24 protein-coding genes are annotated in these 19808 nt (G+C 68.1%); 5 read left to right on the top strand and 19 right to left on the bottom strand.

The features are described 5' to 3' along the window. Positions 1 to 69: 69 nt before the first annotated feature. From AC6CHP_RS00005 to AC6CHP_RS00025, 5 genes are read right to left on the bottom strand one after another with little or no spacing between them, the layout of a single operon-like run. Positions 70 to 1266, bottom strand: a complete 1197-nt coding sequence (locus tag AC6CHP_RS00005; RefSeq protein WP_498227591.1) for a hypothetical protein — start codon at positions 1264 to 1266, stop codon at positions 70 to 72. Beyond that, positions 1260 to 2549: a glucarate dehydratase family protein gene (locus AC6CHP_RS00010; protein WP_498227593.1), complete on the bottom strand. Its 1290-nt coding sequence runs from the start codon at positions 2547 to 2549 to the stop codon at positions 1260 to 1262. The genes AC6CHP_RS00005 and AC6CHP_RS00010 overlap by 7 nt, the downstream gene beginning before the upstream one ends. 41 nt (positions 2550 to 2590) lie before the next feature. Beyond that, positions 2591 to 3502, bottom strand: a complete 912-nt coding sequence (locus tag AC6CHP_RS00015) for a carbohydrate ABC transporter permease (protein WP_427115701.1) — start codon at positions 3500 to 3502, stop codon at positions 2591 to 2593. Next, positions 3499 to 4446 carry a carbohydrate ABC transporter permease gene (locus AC6CHP_RS00020; protein WP_498227595.1) on the bottom strand — a complete coding sequence of 316 codons (948 nt, stop codon included), beginning with the start codon at positions 4444 to 4446 and terminating at the stop codon, positions 3499 to 3501. The genes AC6CHP_RS00015 and AC6CHP_RS00020 overlap by 4 nt, the downstream gene beginning before the upstream one ends. After that, complete coding sequence (locus AC6CHP_RS00025) at positions 4443 to 5774, bottom strand: ABC transporter substrate-binding protein (RefSeq protein ID WP_498227597.1); 1332 nt, start codon at positions 5772 to 5774, stop codon at positions 4443 to 4445. Before AC6CHP_RS00025 ends, AC6CHP_RS00020 begins: the two co-directional genes overlap by 4 nt. Before the next feature lie 100 nt (positions 5775 to 5874). Between AC6CHP_RS00025 and AC6CHP_RS00030 the strand changes: the two genes are divergently transcribed. Beyond that, entirely contained in the window at positions 5875 to 6708 is an 834-nt protein-coding gene (locus AC6CHP_RS00030) for an NAD-dependent epimerase/dehydratase family protein (RefSeq protein WP_498227599.1), read from the top strand. 19 nt (positions 6709 to 6727) lie between these two features. Further along, positions 6728 to 7558: an IclR family transcriptional regulator gene (locus tag AC6CHP_RS00035; protein ID WP_498227601.1), complete on the top strand. Its 831-nt coding sequence runs from the start codon at positions 6728 to 6730 to the stop codon at positions 7556 to 7558. 45 nt (positions 7559 to 7603) lie between these two features. Here the strand turns inward: AC6CHP_RS00035 and AC6CHP_RS00040 are convergent, their stop codons facing one another. From AC6CHP_RS00040 to AC6CHP_RS00055, 4 genes are all read right to left on the bottom strand, one after another. Then, complete coding sequence (locus AC6CHP_RS00040) at positions 7604 to 9211, bottom strand: aldehyde dehydrogenase (NADP(+)) (protein ID WP_498227603.1); 1608 nt, start codon at positions 9209 to 9211, stop codon at positions 7604 to 7606. A 35-nt stretch (positions 9212 to 9246) separates the two neighbouring features. Then, positions 9247 to 10161 (bottom strand): 5-dehydro-4-deoxyglucarate dehydratase, encoded by a 915-nt coding sequence (kdgD, locus tag AC6CHP_RS00045; RefSeq protein WP_498227605.1) that lies wholly within the window; start codon positions 10159 to 10161, stop codon positions 9247 to 9249. 134 nt (positions 10162 to 10295) lie between these two features. Further along, complete coding sequence (locus AC6CHP_RS00050) at positions 10296 to 11180, bottom strand: LysR family transcriptional regulator (RefSeq protein ID WP_427115710.1); 885 nt, start codon at positions 11178 to 11180, stop codon at positions 10296 to 10298. Between the two features lie 767 nt (positions 11181 to 11947). Then, positions 11948 to 12100: an LPXTG cell wall anchor domain-containing protein gene (locus AC6CHP_RS00055; protein WP_188727030.1), complete on the bottom strand. Its 153-nt coding sequence runs from the start codon at positions 12098 to 12100 to the stop codon at positions 11948 to 11950. 187 nt (positions 12101 to 12287) lie between these two features. Between AC6CHP_RS00055 and AC6CHP_RS00060 the strand changes: the two genes are divergently transcribed. Continuing rightward, positions 12288 to 12653, top strand: coding sequence for a cupin domain-containing protein (locus AC6CHP_RS00060; protein WP_498227608.1), 366 nt, complete (start codon positions 12288 to 12290; stop codon positions 12651 to 12653). Positions 12654 to 12665: 12 nt separating this feature from the next. Next, positions 12666 to 13694, top strand: coding sequence for an alpha/beta fold hydrolase (locus AC6CHP_RS00065; RefSeq protein ID WP_498227610.1), 1029 nt, complete (start codon positions 12666 to 12668; stop codon positions 13692 to 13694). Positions 13695 to 13758: 64 nt separating this feature from the next. Here AC6CHP_RS00065 and AC6CHP_RS00070 read toward each other — a convergent pair whose 3' ends face one another. The 10 genes from AC6CHP_RS00070 to AC6CHP_RS00115 form a co-directional block, all read right to left on the bottom strand. Further along, positions 13759 to 14367 carry a flavodoxin family protein gene (locus AC6CHP_RS00070; RefSeq protein ID WP_498227612.1) on the bottom strand — a complete coding sequence of 203 codons (609 nt, stop codon included), beginning with the start codon at positions 14365 to 14367 and terminating at the stop codon, positions 13759 to 13761. 89 nt (positions 14368 to 14456) lie between these two features. Next, positions 14457 to 14798, bottom strand: a complete 342-nt coding sequence (locus tag AC6CHP_RS00075) for a hypothetical protein (protein ID WP_188727032.1) — start codon at positions 14796 to 14798, stop codon at positions 14457 to 14459. After that, positions 14795 to 15424, bottom strand: coding sequence for an anti-sigma factor family protein (locus tag AC6CHP_RS00080; RefSeq protein ID WP_498227615.1), 630 nt, complete (start codon positions 15422 to 15424; stop codon positions 14795 to 14797). Before AC6CHP_RS00080 ends, AC6CHP_RS00075 begins: the two co-directional genes overlap by 4 nt. Next, positions 15421 to 16014, bottom strand: coding sequence for an RNA polymerase sigma factor (locus AC6CHP_RS00085; RefSeq protein ID WP_498227617.1), 594 nt, complete (start codon positions 16012 to 16014; stop codon positions 15421 to 15423). Before AC6CHP_RS00085 ends, AC6CHP_RS00080 begins: the two co-directional genes overlap by 4 nt. 126 nt (positions 16015 to 16140) lie before the next feature. Further along, the gene (locus AC6CHP_RS00090; RefSeq protein WP_498227619.1) at positions 16141 to 16338 is read right to left on the bottom strand and encodes a CsbD family protein; all 198 of its coding nucleotides are present in this window, start codon (positions 16336 to 16338) and stop codon (positions 16141 to 16143) included. Between the two features lie 120 nt (positions 16339 to 16458). Beyond that, positions 16459 to 17064 (bottom strand): hypothetical protein, encoded by a 606-nt coding sequence (locus AC6CHP_RS00095; protein ID WP_498227621.1) that lies wholly within the window; start codon positions 17062 to 17064, stop codon positions 16459 to 16461. After that, positions 17061 to 17642, bottom strand: coding sequence for a hypothetical protein (locus tag AC6CHP_RS00100; RefSeq protein WP_498227623.1), 582 nt, complete (start codon positions 17640 to 17642; stop codon positions 17061 to 17063). The genes AC6CHP_RS00095 and AC6CHP_RS00100 overlap by 4 nt, the downstream gene beginning before the upstream one ends. After that, positions 17639 to 18085 (bottom strand): hypothetical protein, encoded by a 447-nt coding sequence (locus AC6CHP_RS00105; protein ID WP_498227625.1) that lies wholly within the window; start codon positions 18083 to 18085, stop codon positions 17639 to 17641. The genes AC6CHP_RS00100 and AC6CHP_RS00105 overlap by 4 nt, the downstream gene beginning before the upstream one ends. Beyond that, positions 18082 to 18273 carry a DUF2273 domain-containing protein gene (locus tag AC6CHP_RS00110; RefSeq protein WP_251422970.1) on the bottom strand — a complete coding sequence of 64 codons (192 nt, stop codon included), beginning with the start codon at positions 18271 to 18273 and terminating at the stop codon, positions 18082 to 18084. The genes AC6CHP_RS00105 and AC6CHP_RS00110 overlap by 4 nt, the downstream gene beginning before the upstream one ends. Then, positions 18270 to 18743, bottom strand: coding sequence for an Asp23/Gls24 family envelope stress response protein (locus tag AC6CHP_RS00115; RefSeq protein ID WP_188727046.1), 474 nt, complete (start codon positions 18741 to 18743; stop codon positions 18270 to 18272). The genes AC6CHP_RS00110 and AC6CHP_RS00115 overlap by 4 nt, the downstream gene beginning before the upstream one ends. Positions 18744 to 19539: 796 nt before the next feature. On the opposite strand from AC6CHP_RS00115, the gene AC6CHP_RS00120 reads away from it, so the two are divergent. After that, positions 19540 to 19686, top strand: coding sequence for a hypothetical protein (locus AC6CHP_RS00120; RefSeq protein WP_188727048.1), 147 nt, complete (start codon positions 19540 to 19542; stop codon positions 19684 to 19686). The last annotated feature ends 122 nt before the right edge of the window (positions 19687 to 19808 follow it).

Genomic DNA, 19808 nt, shown 5'->3' on the forward strand with positions numbered 1-19808 from the left:
GGTGCCCCTGGAACTAACCGGGCGGGAACGCGCGACGGCGGCCCATCACCCCGGGCGGGGATGGCAGGGTCAGCTGCCGGCACCCACGCTCTGGACGGCTCTCGCGGCAGCGTCCAGGCGCCCGGAGGAAGCCAGCCCCAGATGGTAGACATGAAGTTCGCTGCTCCCGGCCTCCAGGAGCGCGCCCCATTCCCGGGACAAGGCCCCGGCCTCCGCGGGCTTCGGCGGCAGCACCAGCACGTATGATCCAACCGTGGCCCGGGGTGCGGCCGCAGCCATGGCGGCAACTGTGGCCGAACCCTGCGCCGCTTCCCCCCAGCAGGGGACCACGGCGGTGACGTTGTCCATCAGGGGCAACAGCAGGCTCCGGCGCAGTGCCTCGACGGAGACGAACGGGCCGGTGGACCAAGGATCCGGGGAGGCGTGCAGCGAGATCCGGGTGCCTGAGCTGGACACTGCGGCGAGGCAGGCATCGAGCAGGGCGGCCGTGGCATCCCACCTGGCCTCCAGCAGCGGCAGGAACTCGGCGGCGTCGGGAGCCGTCTCGGGTGTGGCGTCCGGCGAGTCCGTGTGGAGCCGGACCACGTCCCGCACCCGCTTCCGGAGGGCATCCACCGGCACGCCGCGCTCCGTGTAGGCAGTGCAGCAGGCGCCGCAGAAGCACAGGGAAAGGAGCGCCTGCACCCAGGGAGAGTACCCGGCGCCCTCGGTCTTTTCGTGCTGGTTCTGGTGTCCGAACCCCAGCGGGCCCACTGCCTCGAGGACCAGGCCGTCCGGCCGGCCGAGTTCAAGGATCTGCCCCACCAGCCTGGCGGCGTACTCGCGGACGTGCGGCTGTGACGGGCACAGGGCGTAGCGGTACGTTTCGGCGAAGGCATTCTGCACGCACAGGTCCTGGTGCCGGCTGCCCACGGCACTTGAGTGCGTCAGGACCACCCACGCGTCCACGGGGAGCCCGGCGCCGCGGATGACCGCCGCAGCTTCCGCAAACGAGTCATCACGCCCGGTCCACTCAACGGCATCACCGGGGCTCAGGAGGCTGCCGTCCCATGCGCCGGTGACCGGCACGTAGAGGGCGGCGGATCCGGCATCCACCACGCGGCGCTCCGGATGCCGCGGGGTGGCGGCCCGCACCGAGTGGTAGGCGGCGGCCAGCGCCACCCGGTGCACGCCCGTGTTCTTGACCCAGGCGGCCGCGGCGGGGTCGCCCAGGACGTCCCAGGGGTAGAGGTATCCCGTGACCTGCGGCGCCGGCGGTGTTACCACCGCGGAAGATCCGCCGTGTAGTCCGGCACGAAGCGCTGCATGTAGCCGGTGTCATCCCTGGCGGTCATCCTCGCGTCGAGGTACTGCTGGTGGAGTTCGGCCAGCTTCTCCCGGTCCAGTTCCACGCCCAGGCCGGTGCCGGTGGGAACGCGGACGCTGCCGTCAGCGAAGCGCAGGACGCCGGGCTTGACCACGTCGTTGTGCCCGTTCCACGGATAGTGCGTGTCGCAGGCGTAGGTGAGGGCGGGCGTGGCGGCTGCAACGTGGACCATGGCGGCCAGGCTGATGCCCAGGTGGGAGTTGGAGTGCATGGACAACCCTATGCCGAAGGTCTGGCAGATGGTGCCCAGTTCCCGCGTGTGCCGGAGGCCGCCCCAGTAGTGGTGGTCGCCCAGGATGACCTGGACCGAATCCAGTTCCACGCTCCGCTTGATGTGGTCGAACGCCACCACGCACATGTTGGTTGCCAGCGGCATGGCAGCGGTGGCCGCCACCTGGCCCATTCCCTCGAGGCCCGGGGTGGGGTCCTCCAGGTACTCGAGCAGCCCGTCGGTTTCCCGGGCCACCCACTGGGAGGTCTCCACGGTCCAGGCCGTGTTCGGGTCAAGGCGGAGGGGCATCTCGGGGAACGCTTCACGCAGGGCCTTGATGGCCTCGATTTCCTGCGCCGGCGGGAACACGCCGCCCTTGAGCTTGATGGACTTGAAGCCGTACTCGGAGATCATCTTCTGCGCCTGCCGCACAATGCCCGCCGGGTCCAGTGCCTCGCCCCATTCGTCCGTAATGGCCGGTTTGCCGTCCATGGCGGGATGTTCGGCCCACTTGTAGAACAGGTAGGCGCTGAAGGGAACCTCGTCCCGGACGGTGCCGCCCAGGAGTTCGCTGACGGTGCGGCCGGTGGCGTGGCCCTGGATGTCCAGCGCCGCCACCTCGAACGCGGAGAACACGGCAGCCTTTTCAAACGAGGACAGCGCGGGATCCAGTGCCTCGGTGATGAGCTGCTCCATGCGGGAGGTGTCAAAGACGTTTAGGCCCTTGATGGCGCTGGCGCCCACCGCCAGGTTGTCCAGCCGGCTCTGCCCGCCGGCGCATTCGCCCAGGCCCAGCAGGCCGTTGGCGGTCCGGACCTCGATCACCACGCGGTGCACCAGGGGTTCATGGACTCCCACGGCGTTCAGCAGCGGGGGGTCGGAGAACGCGATGGGGGTGATGGTGATCTCGGTGATCTTCAGGTCGGCCGCGGTGGGGGCGTGGGCTGCAGGGAGGATGGTGCTGGTTTTCATTGAACTTCTTTCGTGGGGTGGGCGGACGGTCTGGGCCTGCCCTAGCCTTTGGTGGCGCCTGCTGTGATGCCGCGGATCATGGAGCGCTGCAGGAAGAGGTACACCAGCAGGCTGGGGATCATGGCCATGACGGCGCCGGCCAGCAGGACGCCGGGTCCAACCGTGGTGTCGTTGCGGAGCACGGAGAGCGCAACCGTCAGCGTGTAGTCGCTGGGATCGTTGGCGGCAATGAGGGGGAGGAGGTACTGGTCCCACACCATCATGAAGCCGAAGATTCCGATGACGCCCAGGGCGGGCTTGCAGAGCGGAAGGATGATGGTGAACAGCATGCGGAACTCGCCCACGCCGTCCAGCCGGGCTGCTTCCTCGATCTCGGCGGGGATCTCCTTCATGAACTCGCTCATGATGAAGATGGAGAACCCCCAGATGCCCACCGGCAGGATGACGGCCAGCACGCTTCCGCGAAGGCTGATTCCCAGCAGGGGGAGATCGCCCAGCACCAGCGAGAGCGGGATGGCAATGACTTCCTCCGGCAGCATCATGGTCAGCAGGACCAGGAGCAGGAGGATTGCCTGGCCGCGGAATTTCTTCCGGCTCAGGCTGTAGGCCGCGAACACGGACACGGTCATCTGCAGCAGCAGCCCGCCGCCGGCAATGACCAGGGAGTTCAGCAGGTAGCCCCAGAGCCCCTGCTGTGATGCTGCCTCGAAGTTGGCCAGGGTGAACGTCTTGGGCAGCAGCGTGATCTCGGTGGGGCTGCTGTTCCGGTCGAACGCGCCGGAGATGATGGCAGCGAACGGCAGCGCGAAGATGCAGAACACCAGGATGCACAGCACGATGCGCAGCACCATGTTGGTGCCGAAGCCGGGGGACCAGCCCAGGGCTGAGTCGAAACGGGAGGACGACGACGGCCGCTTGGTCCGCGGCGACGTCCGGGTTGTGGTGTGGCTCATCGTTCTGCCTTCCTTCGGGCCAGGAGCTGGGTGCCCACTGTCAGCAGGAGCGTGACCACCAGCAGGAGCACGGCCGCGGCGGAGGCCACGCCGATGTCGTTGCGCTGGAAGCCCAGCGAATACATGCGGGTCATCCACACCTCGGTGGATCCGGCCGGGCCGCCGCCGGTGAGCACATACACTTCCGTGAAGCTTCTGAGGCTTCGGATGGCGGCCAGCGTCAGGACGATCACGATCGCCGGACGCAGCGCCGGCAGGGTGATGTAGCGCAGGCGCTGCCACACGGTGGCGCCGTCCACGCCGGCCGATTCGTACAGTGCGCGGTCAATGCCGGCCAGGCCGGCAAGGATGATCACCATGTTGTACGGGGCTCCGCTCCAGATTCCGACGACGGCGATGGACCACAGTGCCGTGTCGGTGCCGTTCAGGAACTGGAGCGGACCCAGGCCCACCCAGCTGAGGATGGTGTTCAGCGGCCCGTCGGCGGTGGGGAAGTAAAGGATGCGCCAGATTTCACCCACCACGGCAAGCGCCGTGACCACGGGCAGGAAGATGGCGGTGCGGAGGAACCACAGGGACTTCGCCTGGCCCTCCAGGAGGAGGGCCAGGACGAAGCCCACCACCAGGGCGCCCATGGTCTGGGTGACGCCGAGGATCAAGGTGTGGCCCAGGGCGTCCATGAAGCGGGCGTCGGTAAGGACGCTGACGTAGTTGTCGAAACCAACAAAGACGTCGCCCAGGAAGGGCTGGACCTTGAAGAGGCTCAGCCGGATTCCCTCCACCATGGGGATGAACTTGAAGTACAGGGCCAGGACGGCCGCTGGAATCAGGAACACCCAGATGGCCAGCACATGTGCCCGGTTGCCTTTCCCGCGGTGCGGGGGCGGGCTGGGCCGCGTGGACTTGACCGGCGTCACCGCCGGTTTTGTTGGTGCTGAGGTCATGACTTGGCGTTCTGGCTCGTCAGCTCGTCGTTGATGGCGGTATCGAGGTCCTGCAGGCCTGAGGCCACGTTGTCCGCGCCGCAGTCGGAAACGATCTTGTTCAGTGCCTCGGCGGCAACCTGCTTGATGGGCACGAAGTTGATCGCCGACGGGAACGCCTTGGAGGAGTTCTGCAGCGCGTCCTGGACCACTGCCCAGCGGGGATCGTTGTAGACGGCGGCGGCATCAACGTCGCCGTTGACCGGTACGCGGACGATCGGCTGCTTTCCCGCCGTCATGCCTGCCTTCTGCCCGTCGGCGGAGACCAGGTAGTCGATGACCTGCTTGGTCTGATCCGGCTTGCCGTTGCTGGCCGTGACGTAGATGTTTTCGCCTTCGGCCAGGACGGTGTTGTCCACGGAGCCCTTCGGGGCCTCGATGACCTCGTAGGTGTCCTTGCCCGGGGCAGTATCAAAGGACGAGAAGTTGTACGGGCCGGTGAGGATGATGCCGGTCTTGCCGGTCTGGAAGAAGGGTGAGGCAACGCTGGTGGCCGCCGTGAGGGCGCCCGGCTGCGTGTTGCCCGGGGTGCAGAACTGCTTCTTGATCCAGGTGACGCCTTCCTGGGCCTCGGTGCTGGACGAGGTGGCAGCGAACTTCCCGTCGCCCTCATCCTCAAGGTAGGCACCGCCGTTCTGCCACAGGTAGGAGGAGGCCCACCAGCCCAGGTAGCCCCGTTCCGTGGAGCCCGGGACGGTCATGCCGTAGGTGTCCGCCTGGCCGTTGCCGTCCGGGTCCTGGGTGGCAAACGCGGTGGCGAGCTTCTCCAGGTCCTCCTGGGTTTCGGGAACCGGCAGGCCCAGCTTCTCGCGCCAGTCCTTGCGGATCATGGTCACCATGGTCTGCCGGGAGAACGGGACGCCGTAGGTGGCGCCGTCCAGGCCCTTGGCCTCGTCCCAGAGGGAATCGGCAATTTTGTCATTGCCCTCAACGGTGGACTTGTCCACCTCCACCAGGTAGCCCTGGGCCGTGTAGTTGCCCAAAGCGGCGGAGTCGTTGATCACGATGTCCGGGAGATTCTTGGACGCGGCGCGGGTCTGGAGCTGCTGGTCCAGGTCCGGTACGCCCTGGAAGTTGACCTCCACGCCTGTCTTTGCGGTGAATTCCTTGAACATGGCGGCGTAGGTGGTGGCGGCGTCGGTGCCGGCGCGGGCCCAGACCTCGATGGGCTGGCCATCGTCAGTTGCTGCGGGCGTGGGGGAGCCGGCGCTGCAGCCGGTGAGCATGGCCGCGGATGCAACGGATATTGCCAGTGCAGCGCGGGAGTACGACTTGAACTTGGAATCCACCCTGATTCTCCTTTTTACATATATAAAATGCTGTTACCATATGAAACGTACTTCATGAGAGTATGATTAGGATCACAGGCTGTCAACCGCTGGAGGAAAATTGAGTGCAGCAGTAACCCCCGTGACAATCGCGCTTACGGGCGGCGCCGGAATGATGGCCACACTGCTGCGGCCCTACCTTGCCGGGGCCGGCTACGCGGTGCGGCTGGTGGATCTGGCGGCAGCCTCTGATCCCGGTCCCAACGAGTCCGTACATGTGGGGTCCGTGACGGATCCGGACTTCATGGCGGACGCCCTTAACGGGGCGACGGCGGTCATCCACCTGGGCGGGCTGCACCGCGAGAAAACGTGGGCGGAGCTGGTGTCCACCAACATCACCGGCACCCAGGTAACGCTGGAAGCGGCCCGGCAGAACGGCGTCGAACGCGTCCTTTTGGCCAGCTCCACGCACGCCGTAGGCTTCCACCCCACCGAGGCGGCAGCACGGGACTCGGTGCTGAGTCCCCGCCCGGACACCTACTACGGCGTCAGCAAGGCGGCCGTGGAGGCGTTGGGAAGCCTGTACGCGGACAAGTACGGCATGAAGGTGGTCAGCGCCCGCATCGGCACCGGCGGTGAACGGCCCGGAAACCTGCGCACGCTGGGATCCTGGCTGTCGCCCGCCGACTCATTCCGCCTGGTGGAAGCCACCCTGAGCAACCTGGGCGCACCCGGGCACCACGTGGTGTGGGCCGTCTCGGCGAACACCCGGGGCTGGGCAAACCTGGATGCCGGGAAGCGCATTGGATTCGAACCGCAGGATGATGCCGAGGCCTTCGCCGCCGGCGTGGACACTACGGCACGGGATGAATGGGCGGACCTGTTGGGCGGCGCCTGGGCAAGCGATAGCCATAGGGTGGGAGTAGACAATTACCCGCACCTGGCCGTGAAGTGACATGCAGCAGGCCGGGGCGGTGGCAAAAGGGGGAACGGTGATGGCGGCGGTGGAGGTACAGTCCGGTCCGGGCGTAAGCGCGTCGGGGGACGTCAAGCTGGTCAAATCGGCGGAACGCACCATAGCCATCCTGGAGCTCCTTGCCGGTGCGCCGCAGCCGCTCACCACGGCGGAGATCTTCAAGCTGACCGGCTACCCCCGGTCCAGCCTGCACTGGCTGCTGCTGACGCTGCTGGAGCTCAACTGGATCGAGCAGACGCCCGAGGGCGCCTACCGCATCGGAACCCACGCGCTGTTGTGCGGCACGGCATACCTGGACAGGGATCCGGTGATGGAGCACGTTTCCGCCGTCCTGGAGAAGGTCCGCAACGCCACCACGTTCACCACCCACTATGCCCGGCTGGACCGCTCGGACGTCATCTACCTGGCCACGCGGCAGGCAGTTGACCGCCGCCGGCTGTCCTCCCGGGTGGGCCGCAAGCTGCCCGCCCAGGTGACTGCTTTGGGGAAGGCCCTCCTCTCCGAATACACGGATGCGGAGGTCCGGCAGCGCATCGGTGACGGCCCCTACACCCAGCTCACCCCGAACTCCGTGCCGGATTTCGACGCGCTGAAACGCGAACTGGCCGAGTTCCGGAAGACCGGCCACTCCATCGAATGGGAACAGAACACCGTGGGACTGTGCTGCGTCAGCGTGGTGGTTCCGTACCGGATCCCCGGTACCGACGCCATGAGCTGTTCCATCCCCACGGAGCTTGCCACGGAAGGCGTCCTCCGCAGCACTGTCGCCGCCCTCGAGTCGGCGGCCGCCGAGCTGGCCAGGACCCTGCGGGCGGCCGGCATCCGCTAACGGCGCCGGCCGCCTGAGCTGGGCCCGCTTTCGCGGGAGGCAGCGTTAGCTGCCCGCCAGGCTGCTGGCCGGGACGCTGGTGCCGTCGATCCGCCGGTTCAGGCCCCACGGATTCTCGTCCTGCAGCGGCGCCGGCAGCAGTTCCTGGGGGAGGTTCTGGTAGGCCACGGGGCGCAGGAAGCGGTTGATCGCCAGCGTGCCCACGGACGTGGTGCGGCTGTCCGAGGTCGCGGGGAACGGGCCGCCGTGCACCATCGCGTGGCCAACTTCCACACCGGTGGGCCAGCCGTTGACAATGATGCGCCCCACCTTTTGTTCGAGGACCGGGATCAGGGGTGCCGCCGTCGGATAGTCCTCTTCGGTGAGCTGCAGCGATGCCGTGAGCTGGCCTTCCATCTGCCCGGCAGCCTGCAGCAGCTCGTCGGTGGAGGCGTAGCGGACCACCAGGGACGCGGCGCCAAAGATTTCCTCGTGCAGGACGTGGTTGGCCACGAAGTCCTTCACCCGGGTCCCAAAGATGGCGGGAGCGGGCGCGTTTTCTGCCGCACCCTCCGTGCCCTGGCCCAGGAGTTCGACGCCGTCCGCTGAGCCGAGTGCCTGGGTTCCGGAATGCCAGGACCCGGCGATGCCTTCGGTGAGCATGGTCTGCCCGGCGCAGCCTGAGACGGCGCGTGCGACGGCGGCTGCGAGTTTGTCCCCAGCCTCGCCTTCGGGGGCGAACAGCAGGCCGGGGGAGGTGCAGAGCTGGCCGGAGCTTCCGGTGACGGCGGTGACGTACTGGGCGGCGAGGGCATCGATGTGGTCTGCGGGGCCCTTGAGTGCGCCCTCGAACACGAAGACGGGATTCAGGGAGGACATCTCGGCGTATACCGGAATGGGTTCCGGGCGGGCGGCGGCGGTGCGCATCAGGGCGATACCGGCGGACTGGGAGCCGGTAAAGCCCACTGCCTTGATGTGCGGATCGGCCACCAGGGCCTGGCCGATGCTGGCGCCGGGGCCGTAGACCAGGGAGAACACTCCGGGGTGCAGGCCAAAGTCCCGGACGGCTTTGACCACGGCCTGGCCCACGAGTTCGCCGGTGCCAGGGTGCGCGTTGTGGGCCTTGAAGACCACCGGGCAGCCTGCGGCGAGGGCCGAGGCCGTGTCTCCGCCCGCCGTCGAGAACGCCAGCGGGAAGTTGCTGGCGCCGAACACGGCCACCGGGCCCAGCGGAATCTGGCGCTGCCGGATGTCGGCGCGCGGCAGCGGGGTCCGGTCCGGCAGGGCGGGGTCGATCCGGACACCGCGGAAATCACCCTGGCGGACCACGGACGCGAACAGCCGCAGCTGGCCGGTGGTGCGGGCCCGTTCGCCCTGCAGCCGGGCCGCGGGAAGGCCGGTTTCCTGGCCGGCGCGGATGATGAGTTCCTCGCCGATGGCCTCGATGTTGTCCGCGATGGCGTCCAGGAACGCGGCATGCGTCCCGGGGTCCAGCGTGCTGAAGGACGGATAGGCAGCAGCGGCGGCGGAGGTCGCCGTCGTCAACTGCTCTTCGGTGATCAGCGAGTAGGCGGGGTCAAGCCGTTCGTTGGTGGCGGGGTTGACGCCGAAGGCGGTTTTGCCGCTGCCGGCGACGGCCTGCCCGGCGATCAGGGAATGTCCGGTGAGGGTCACGATGGTTTCTCCTTGGGGTTGTCAGGAAGGGCTGTTCAGGAGACGGTGGCGATGAGTGCCGTGAGGTCCGCGAGGTCCTGCTCCGCCAGGTTCTGCAGCGGCGGACGGACCGGGCCGGCGGAGCGGCCCACCGCGTCCAGCCCGCCCTTGACGATAGACACGGAGTAGCCCTTCACACGGTCGCGGATGTCCAGGTAGGGGATCACGAAGTCGTTGAGCTTCCTGTTCACGGCGTCGCGGTCGTTGTTGCGGACGTCCCGGTAGAAGTCCAGCGCGAACTGCGGGACGAAGTTGTACATGGCGCTGGAGTACGTGCTCATGCCCAGCTGCAGCAGCGGAAGGGCGAAGGTCTCCGCGGTGGGAAGCCCGCCGAGGTAGAAGAGCCGGTCGCCGAGCTTGGCGTAGACGCGGGCGTCGTGCTCAAGGTCGCCCACGCCGTCCTTGAACCCGATCAGGTTCTCATGCCGGCTGGCCAGCGTGGCCACGGTGGTGTCCTTGTAAATGGCGTTGGCGCGGTTGTAGATGATCACGCCCAGAGAGGTGGCGCGGCAGATGGCGCTGACGTGCTCGGTGAGTCCTGCCTGGTCCGCTTCGGTGAGGTAGGGCGGGAGGAGCAGAATGCCTTCGGCGCCTGCTGCCTCCGCAGCCTGGGCGTTGGCGATGGCCTGGGCGGTGGAGCCGCCGGCTGATGCCAGCACCGGAACCGTGGCGCCCACTTCGGCGACGGCGGCGCGCACCACGCGCTCGGATTCCGCCGGGGTCAGGGAGAAGCCTTCGCCCGTGCCGCCGGCGGCGAACAGGCCCGCCACCGGGAAGCTTGCCTGCCAGGCAAGGTGCTTGCGGTAGTTCTCCTCATCGAACTGCAGGTCGGCGTCGAAAGACGTGACCGGGAAGGACAGCAGCCCTTCCTTGAGGGTGCTTGCCAGTTCCTGCGGTGTGTAGCGTGCCATGGAGGTCCTCCGGTTCCTGTGCCGCCTGCGGGCAGCGTGCTGAATTCCTTCCACCATAGGAACCGGGAGTCATACCTGTCCAAGAGCTTTTATGGATCTATCGATACCTTGAAGGTATGTCTCCTGCTTGATTGTTAGGAGGCGCTGAACTCCAGGTCCTGCAGAAGCAGGCTGAGTGCCGGGTTGGAAATCCGGCGGTTCCACAGCGCGTGCAGCTCCACCTGCCCGGTGGATCCCGCGGCGAGGGGCAGGAACGTCACGCCATTGATGCCCAGCGCGGTGGCCGACTCCGGGACGAACGCCACCCCGCGCTTCGCCGCCACCAGCGACACCATGGTGACGATCTGGCTGACGGTGTGCACCACGTTGCCGTGGTCGATGGGGAGGAGCCGGACTACCAGGTCATAGAAGTAGCGTGCCTGGGTGGGGGAGTGCATGATCAGGGCCTCGTGGCTGAAATCCTCCGGCCCAATATCCCGGTCCAGCGCTGCCAGCGGGTGGCCGGCCGGAACGGCCAGAACCATCGATTCACGGGACAGCAGCCGGGAATCGAACGTCCGGGCGTCGAACGGCGGCCGGGCCAGGCCCAGGTCCAGTTCGCCGGTGAGGAGGCCGTCCAGTTGCTCGCCGGTCACCAGCTCCTGAAGCTCGATGTCCACGTCAGGAACAATGCCCGAAATCTGTTCCAGCAGGGGGCCCAGGACGCTGTAGCCGCTGGCTGCGGTAAATCCGATCCGCAGGATGCCGGAGCGGCCGGAGGCGATGCGCCGCGCAGTGGCGGGAGCCCGTCCGGCCAGGGTGAGCAGCCGGCGTGCCTCATCCAGGAAGGCCAGGCCGGCGGGCGTCAGCTGGACCTTCCTGTTGTCGCGTTCCAGGAGTTCGGTGCCCACGATCCGTTCCAGCTTTTGGATCTGCCGGCTCAGCGGCGGCTGGGTCATGTTGAGGCGCTCGGCGGCCCGCCCAAAATGGAGTTCCTCTGCCACGGCGATGAACGCGGCCAGCTGGTCGAAGGTAAACATGATGCCCTCAAGGTATCAAGGCAGGCGCTCCGATGCACAGGCTTGCACAGCCAGGCAGGCCCAGCAGCGGACCGGCCGGCGCGGGTTAGCCGGTGAGGTGCGTGCAAGCCCGGGTCGCCGTGCGGTCCTGCCCATTTGGTCAGGGGGCCATGCCCACCTGGGCCGGGACACGCCGTCGTGCACGGCGCGCCGCCACGGTGCCCGGGAAGTAACGGGGCAGGAGCGCGCGACGGCGTTTTGCCCCGTACGGGCGTGGCAGTGCGGGCTGCCGTGCGGTCCCGCCCACTTGGTCAGGGGGCCATGCCCACCTGGGCCGGGACACGCCGTCGTCCGCGGCGCGCCGCCACGGTGCCCTAGGAAGTAACCGGGCAGGAACGCACGACGGCGGCGCCTCACCCCGGGAAGCAACCGGGCAGCCCCGGCAGCGGACCGGCCGACGCGGGTTGGGCCGGTGAGGTGCGTGCAGGCCGGGGCTGCCCTGCGGTCCTGCCCAGTTGCTCAGGGGGCCATGCCCACCTGAGCCGGGACACGCCGTCGTGCACGGCGAGTCGCCCGGGTGCCCCGGGAAGTAACCGGGCAGGAGCGCACGACGGCGGCGCGTCACCTTGGGCGGGCAGCCCTGGATAGGAGCGCACGACGGCGGCGCGTCTCCTTGGGCGGGCAGCCCTGGATAGGAGCGCACGACGGCGGTGCGTCACCTTGGGCGGGCAGCCCTGGGCAGGAACGTAGGCGGCGCCTCACCCTTGGGCGGGTAGCGCCGGAGCGGGTCAGGCCCTGGTTCTGCGCTTCAGCCAGCCCCAAACGGCGGTGGCCGCGAACAGCACCAGGCCGATCAGCGCCAGCCACAGCAGCCCTTCGATAACGAAGCCCAGGATGGACAGAACGAGCCAGATAATAAGCAGTGTGATGATGAGTCCCATCCCGGAAGCCTAGCCGCGATCGCCGGTGGCAGGACATATTGACACGGCCCACCCGCGGGCGCACTCTGATAGCGCTGGGTGCCAGTGGCTGGCGGCCGCGGCCCATCGCAGGCCCGCCAACCGAAACCCGGGGCTGTCTGGGCGCTCCGGATGCGTAGTTCCACACCCTTCCTGTCAGGAGAAGGAAATGACCGTCAACGCCCTGGAAGCCAAATCATTCGACCAGCCCGATGAAAAGCGCCGCCCGCCCAAGACCCAGGTGGATGTGGTGACCCTCGGTGACACAACGCTCGGCAGGTTCACCTTTGAGCCCGGCTGGCGCTGGTCCGAGACCGTCAAAACCGTGGTCCACACGGACACGTGCCAGGTGAACCATGTGGGAATCTGCGCCGCCGGAACACTGACCGTGCAGATGGAAGATGGGTCGCGGGCCACGGTCAGCCCCGGCCACGCGTACACCATCCCGGCCGGCCATGACGCGTGGGTTGAGGGCGATGAGGCGTTCGTTGGCTACGAGGTCATGAGCGCAGCTACCTTCGCCAAGCCTGCCTGATGCCGGGCGGCTGTGCGCGTCCTTGGTAGAAGGGCTTCCGGGGCGCGGGACATCGCGGATGCCGCGTCCCGGAAGAAGCCGCGGCGCTGGTTGCGCCGGCTCGGCATCACCGCACTGGTGGCGCTGGGGCTGCTGCTAATGTCGACGGCGGTCAACGCGGCAATGGAGGGGGCGGAGAAGTCGAGCATTCCTGCCTACGGCGAACGGGTCCGGGTGGACGGCGGCGTCCTCAACGTGTACCGGAACGGGGGAGAGGGTCAGCCGATCGTCCTTCTCAGCGGCCTGGGCACGCCGGCTCCGGGCCTTGACTTTGCGCCGCTGGTCCGCGAGCTGGGCGGCTTTGACGTCCTGGTGGTCGAGGGCCTGGGATACGGCTACAGCGACATGGACGGGCCTCCGCGGAGCAACGAAAACATCAGTTCCGAACTGCACGAAATCCTGGCCAGGCTGCAGGTTAGGCAGCCGTATGTCCTGGCGGGGCACTCCATTGCCGGCTTCTACATGCTGGACTACGCCAACCGGTACCGGTCGGAAGTGTCCGCGGTGGTTGGCATCGATGCGACCATCCCAAAACCCGGGGATGGGCAGGTTCCGGAACCGGAGCCGGGCTTCAGCGTGGAACGGGCCCTGGCCGTCACAGGGATGGTGCGCGCGGTGACCTTTGTGGCCCCCGGCTTGCTCGATCCGGACAGTGACGCCTACACCGACGACGAACTGCACCGCATGCGCCTGATGATGAGCTGGAACTTCGGCAACTCGGCCGTCGCGGACGAAACTGCCCGGATAGCCAACAACGCCGCTGCGCTGAGGGGCGTGACATACCCGAGTGACCTGCCGGTCCTTGCCTTCATAGCTGATGAAAGCGACGACTCGACAGCCACCAAGACGGAGTCGGCCCGGAACCTGCTGGCGAACGTGGACCGCCACGAGATTGTGCCACTGCAGGGCCATCACTACCTGCACTGGACCCAGTCCCGGCGGATGGCTGAGGAGATCCGGGCGTTCCTGGGGAGCGGCGGCGGGCAGCCGCCTGCCAGTTAGGCCGGCGCAGCGAACCAAGGCGGGCTGCCACACCCCCAAGCCCCGGCAGCCCGCCGTCGCTCCCTTACCCCGCGGGATACTGCGACGTGCGGAGGAACCGGGCCAGGTGCGCGGCGTTCCGGGCAGCGCCGGCGGTAGCGGAGGCGACCTTCTCGGGCACGGCCTTCAGGTCCTTGTAGTCCACGGTCTGCATCGCCTCGCCCACCCAGTATGTGGCGCCCTGCGCCGGGAGGGTGAAGCCAACGTCGTTCAGGCCCTGCTGCGTGTCCGCCACGGTCTTGTGGGCGCCGTCCTCGTTGCCCACCACGGCCACCACCGCCACCTTCCCGTACATGACGGGACGGCCTTCGTTGTCCGTCTCCGCGAGGTCCGCATCGAGCCGTTCCATGACCCGCTGGGTGATGCTGCTGGGGTGCCCCATCCAGATGGGCGTGGCGATCACCAGGATGTCCGCCGCCAGGATTTTGTCCCGGATGCCCGGCCACGCGTCGCCGTCGCCCATGTCCACCTGGACGCCCGGCATCACGTTGTGGTCCACCACCCGCAGCGACGTCCCGCTCACGCCGTGGGTAGCCAGCTCGTCCAGCACGTGGCGGGCCATGAGCTCGCTGCTGGACGGCGCCGGGGAGGGGGTGAGGGAGCAAATCAGGGCAAGTGCGGTGAGGTCAGCCATTGTTCGTCCTTTGCTGTGTCTGCGGAGGGTGCTACCGGTTGTTCGGGGCCGTCGGCCGGCTGGACTGCCCGGCGCGCTGCCCCAGGGTCTTATCCGTTTCCGGACGGGGCCATCGTCACGATCACCACGTGAACCTGCACCGGCTGGGGAGCGAGGTGGCTGCGGATGGCGCCGGCGACGGACCGGGCAACGTCCGGCCCGTTGTCCGCTGCCACGCCGATGCGCGCCGTGACGCGCAGGCCGTCGTCGGAAGGTACGACGTCGATGTGCGGCACAGGCTCCTTCGCCACCGCCGCCATCACCTGGCGGAGCGGACGCGCCGGGTAGGTGGCGCTGACGCCGTCGACGGCGAGGACTGCTTCCTGCAGCTGTGCCGCCAGTCCGGCGGGCACCTGCGTGCGTCCCGGCTGGGGGACCAGGGCTTCAGTCATGGCTTCTCCTGGGGAGGGGTCTGTCCCATCAGTCCGGCGGCTGTTCCCGGGCCCGCGGGCTGGGGCTCCAGGACATCGGTGATGGTGATGTCGATCGAGGTGATGTTGAGTTCGGTCTGCACCGCCAGTTCCCGGGCGAGCTGCCGGCGCAGGCTGCTGGCACGTTCCTCCAGCGGATGCCCGAAGACGATGGCCAGGTGGACCTCCACGGTGACCTCGGCTCCCGGTATGGTGACGTCCCCGTGAAGGCGGCACCGCCCTGCCGTGGTGCCGGGGAGGGTGTCCGCGATGGAGCGGATGAGGGCCGAGACGGCCCCCTCGGTCTGCGAGAGGGTGTCGTCGGGGTGGTCGCCGCGCAGAGGGATGCTCCTGCCCGGCCGGAGCTCCAGGGCCAGGTTGCCCAGGATCTTCTGCATCCAGTCGTCGGTGCCTTTGCCGGCGTCGGCAACATCGGCGTCGAGCAGTTCCTTGCCCAGGCTGGAGAGCCGCCGCAGCGAGGCCAGGCCGGCCTGGCACTCGGGGCAGCTGTCCAGGTGGGCCGGGTCCTGCAGTTCCCCTGTGTCCAGGTAGTTGCTGAGTTCCGCGAGATCGTGCCCGCAGTCGAACGTGCCGTTCGGGGTGCTCATCGCCATTCCTCCATTGTGCTCGCCAGGGCAATCCGTGCGCGTGCCAGCCTGCCGCGGACACTGTCGGTGCTGATGTTCAGCGTCCGCGCAATGTCCTCATAACTCTGGCCGTTGAACTCCTTGAGCACCCAACATCGGCGCTGCTCCTCCGGGAGCCGGGACAGGGCCGTTTTCAGCGCCTCAACCCGGGACCCGTCCAGCGCCGCCGCCTCGGGATCCGGCCACGAGCCCGTACTGGACGGTCCGCGGCTGTCCCTGGTGGTTTCGACGGCGTCCAGCCCGGCGTCATAGCGGCGCCTGCGCAGGTGGTCAATGCTGCGGCTGCCTGTGATCCGCATCAGCCAGCCCTTGACGGCTGCCGGCTCCCGGAGCGAGTCCAGCTGGTTCCAGGCCTGGATCAGCGCGTCCTGGACAATGTCGTCCGCATCGGCGGTGGAGCCCGTCAGCCGCCGGGCACTGGCCCGCATGAGCGGACCGTAGCGCCGGGCGAGGGCCTCGAAAGCCGCTGTATCGCCGTCGGCTGCCCGGCCGGCCAGCAGTGCGTCCGGCACAAGGTCGAGTTGGTGCGGAGCCGCGGGTGATCCACTCACTTCTTCTGCTTTCATCGGGCGTCGTGAGACGGGGTGTTGGGGTGGGGAATGCCGGGGGACTGGCCTGGTGCAGGCCGGCTGGGGGAGAGCCGGCGGATGCGGGCCGGCCTCCCCGGCGCAGGGGCATCAGTCCTTGCTGAAGCCGTCCTTCAGCTTCCGGGCGGCGTCCTTGACCTTCTCCCCGGCATCCCTGAGCTTGGCTTCGGCCTGGTCCTGCTGGCCCTCCCGCTCCAGGCCTTCGTTGCCGGTGAGCTTGCCCGTGGCCTCCTTGGCGGCGCCCACATGGTTGGTCACTGCGTTGTTTGCCTTGTCATCGATTCCCATGGTCATTTCCTTTCGTCCATCACCGCGGCTGCGGCGAATTTTCGGTTAGAGCGGGGTGGAGCGAACGTCGTGGAGCACAGCTGGTGGTGCAGAAGACGTGTCCGGAACGGCCGGGAAGGGCTACTGCACCCTGCCCCGCCGTGCCGTGCTGGTCCGGGCGCCGCTGGTGATTCGGACCAGGACCGGGATCTGATCGCCCAACCAGGCATCTATTCCTGTCACCAGTTCCTCCGCCGTCCCGGCAAGATCGCCGGGGGAGGCGCCCTGGCGTGCGTGGAGCCGCAGCTGGAGTCCCGTTGCGCGGGGGAGTTCCCATGCGGAGACTGCCGTGGCAACCACCAGGCGGTTGTCCGCCGTGGCGTTCTTTACCGCCGCGGAGACCAGCCCGACGTCCACCACCGTGGTGCCGCGGCCGCCGTCGTCCTCCTGCGCAAGCCTCCTGGTCCGGCCGCCGCCCTGCGACGCGATCCATGCGACGCACAGCGCCGCGGCCAGCAGGAGGCCGCCCACCCAGGCGACAGCCCACCAGCTGCGGACGGGTCCCGGCAGCGGGGCGCTGCCCAGCAGGGCGGATGCCTGGCCCAGGAGCGTGGACGCGGTGGCAGCCCAGGCGTCCGCCACTACGGGCAGGAACCCGGCCGCCGCCACCAGCGCACCCACGGCCACCAAGAGCAGTCCAAGCAGGATCAGCAGGGTCCGGTTCAGGTCGCGGTTGGTTCTCCTCATTGCCCCACCGCCCCGCTGCTGGCCACGCGCACCGCTGGGGTGATGCGCGTGGCCAGTCCGTACCGCGCCAGTTCGCTGCTGGCAGCGGCGGTGAGGGCGCCGGCATCCAGGGCAAGGCCCGACGTCGGCCGCACCTGGACGCGGGCGGAACGTCCGGCCACGGTGGTGGTCACCTGGCCCGGCGCGACTCCGGAGCTGAGCTGCACGGTGCGGGAGACGGCTGAGGCGATCACGTCGTCGTCCACCACCACGGCGCAGCGGTCACTGACCAGGGCCCGTCGCGGCCGGCGCCCGGCTGCCACACCGGCAACAATGAGGAGCACTCCGAGCAGCGCGATCCCCACGCCGGCGGCAGCCAGCCAGCCCGGAATGGTGGCGGCAGGCAGCCCGGCCAGCCACCGTCCCGTATCCCCGGGGGAAGCCAGCAGCGCGGGAACCCCGGCCATCATCAGGACTGCTTCCAGGGCCAGCCAGAGGCATAGCGCCAGAAGGACAGTTGCGGCCAGAACCGATACTGCTGCCCGGGACGAATGGGTTTCCCGCCGCACCATGCGGCGGATGAACCGTTCGTTGTTCATGCCGGCCTCCTTTCCTGGTGGTGTTCATGGTGGGGACCTGTCTGGTGCGGTTCCGTCTGGGGACCGCCGGGGCGCGCACCCGTCTGGGGACCGCCGTCGACCCTGCTGGTCCGGTGCGGCTGCCGGGCGCCGGTGAGCGTGATGTCCACGGCGCCCATCAGCAGCCCGCTGAGGTCGGCGCCCCGGCGCAGGATGGTGTCCCGCGCCGCCCGCGTCTGCTCGAACAGCGTGCCCCCTGCGGGCGTTGTGCCCGTGCCGGGGCCCGGCTGCAGCAGCGGCGGAAGGGGAAGCACCACCGAGATGGCGGCCCCCAATGTGCCACCGTCATCCCGAAGATCTGCCTCAACGTTCTTCCCGGGGACGCCGAAAGCATCAGCCGCAACTGTCTCCAGGGTGTGCCGGAGCGCCGCGGGCGAGATCCGGTTGTAGCCCCGGCGTGTCATGGGGAGGAGCGCTTGCCACGGAGGGCGTCCATGACCGCGCCGACGTCCAGCGTGCCCTGTGCGGCCCGGCCCAGCACCGCGCCGGTCCCCATGAACAGGGCGGTGAGCAGGAATCCCCAGAATCCGAAGGCCAGGGCCGCCAGGGCCAGCACAGCCCCGGCGGCGGTGCCCGTTACTGCCGGGCTCACGCGACCCTCGGCTCCTGGTCGGCCTCTTCTTCGGCGTCGTCGGAGGGGACGTGGATGTCGGTGATGGTGATGTTGACTTCGGTCACCTCCATGCCCACGAGGTCCTCGATGGCTGTGTACACGGCGTCCCGGGCGCGGTCCGCCACGTCCTGGAGGGGGTGCGGGTATTCGACCACCAGGGTGACGTCAACGGCCACCTGGGTCTGCCCCACCTCAACGCTGACGCCCTGGGTCAGGTCCTTCTGGCCAACTTTTTCCCGGAGCGTGCCCAGTGCACGGGCTGCTCCGCCGCCGAGGGCGTGGACGCCGTCGATCTCCTGGATGGCGATGCCGGCGATCTTTGCCACCACGGCGTCGTCAACGGTGGTGGCGCCGCGGCCGTCCTTGCCCTTGGGCTGGGCGGGGGCGGCCACCCCGGCCGACGGGGTCTTGGCGGCGACAGTTGCGGGGGTCTGCGTCTGGGTAGTCAAAGCGATCACTCCTCTTTGTTGAACCTGCGCTGTTGTGCGCCTGTGCAGATAAGACGCAGCCGGGCCGCCAAACCTCACGCAAAAAGGTATGTGAGCTGCACCACACTTCTGCGGGGTGTTTCCGACGGCGGCGGGGCGTGCGGCGGAGGGGGCGCGGTGCCGCACTGGCGCACGACGGCGGTGGGCGGGTGTGGCGGCGGCGCTCGCCGTGGGTGCCGCTGGCCCAACTAGGTAGCAGCACATGTCGTTATGAGGCCCCATAACAGCATCTGCTGCTACCTAGTTGGGAGTTCGGGGCTGGCTGAAGCCTTGCGCGATGGGCGGGCACTGTGCGTAGGATCTATTTAGTAACCATGCTTACTATCTCGACATGCCGGGATCTGACGGTGCCCCCAGGGCCTGGATGATCCCGCAGCGGGACCATGGAACATCAACGAAAGGACCACCGTCATGAAAAGACTGTTCTTGTTCTTCCTGCCCACCATCATCAGCAAGGTGCAGAAAGCCCGTAAGGCAAAGCAGCTCCGCGCCGGCCAGCAGACGCAGCCTCCGCGCAACCGCTTCTAGCGGCATTCCTGGCGCCTTTTTTCATCAGTGCGGCCCGCCCTCCGGCACAGGAGGGTGGGCCGCACTGCTTTTCCGGTGTCGTGGTCCGCGCATTGCTGTCCCTTTCCGCGAAAAGACCAAGCCTTAAACATCAGGGAATGATCATCCGGGGGACACCTGCAGTCCACCTTGCGGCGCCATTCTGGAGACAGGACAAGGCAAGGCAAAGTGGAAGGAACGGGCAATGGATATGCCAACCACAGAGGCCGTGATCGCGGTCCTCGTCGCAATCTTCGTCGCGGTCCCGCCGCTGGCTATCGTCGCCTTCGCGGCCGCCCGCGCCACTCCAAGCCAGCTGGCAGAAATGCTCACGGCCCGGGACAGCCACTCAGCATGACAAACGGTGATGGCGTTGTTGTCGGATCACACGAACTGGTTTCGGGAGATGCTGTGGAAGCGTATTCCGGCGGCGGGCTGGTCCATCGCGGGCCGGTGGTGGACGCCATCCCGGATTGCGGG

Source organism: Pseudarthrobacter sp. GQ63 (assembly GCF_059758765.1).